Origin of the sequence: Halorubrum sp. C191 (genome assembly GCF_002727095.1) — an archaeon.
Lineage (GTDB): Archaea > Halobacteriota > Halobacteria > Halobacteriales > Haloferacaceae > Halorubrum > Halorubrum ezzemoulense.
Genome location: NZ_NHNZ01000225.1, coordinates 1 through 521 on the forward strand (window position 1 = coordinate 1; position 521 = coordinate 521).

Below are 521 nucleotides of genomic sequence, written 5' to 3' on the forward strand. Positions count from 1 at the left end.
GAAGAGCGAGAGGAAAAAATGACGGCGTTATCAGCTGTGTTGGCGCCGGGAAATGAGCCCAACGATTAGCAATGCTATGAGGGCAGCTACAACCCCAAATCCAGGCGTTGAGCCGTCCGTATCTTCTCCTTCGTCTGTTTCATCCTCTCCGCTTGCGGAGTCTTCGTCAGCGCTATCACTTTCATCGTCACTTCCCATGCCGTCATCAGCACCCTCGTCACTATCCGTGTCATCTGTCTCGTCACCATCATCTGGGATCTCAACGGTCAGCGTTCCAGTTTGACTATCCGATTCAGTCATAACGGTGTACTCAAGGCTGCCTTCGATTCCCGACGTGTTGATCCCAGTAAATGTAACAGTCGTGCTACCCTGTTGGTCAAGTGTTACTTCTTGAGTGGCGACCGTGTCGTTCCCAACACGGAGTTCAACATCCTGAGTGCTGTCGCTGTAGCGGCTCGTTGTGACTGTCGTGGATACATTGAACCGTTCACCTTGCGTCACAGTGATATTCTGCGGATCAA

Annotated in this window: 1 protein-coding gene; it reads right to left on the bottom strand. The window is 51.8% G+C overall.

Annotation, left to right across the window (positions count from 1 at the left end):
* Nucleotides 1-30 precede the first annotated feature (30 nt).
* The coding region (locus tag Z052_RS19005; protein WP_144050083.1) for a PGF-CTERM sorting domain-containing protein at nt 31-521 on the bottom strand (491 nt) is incomplete at its 5' end.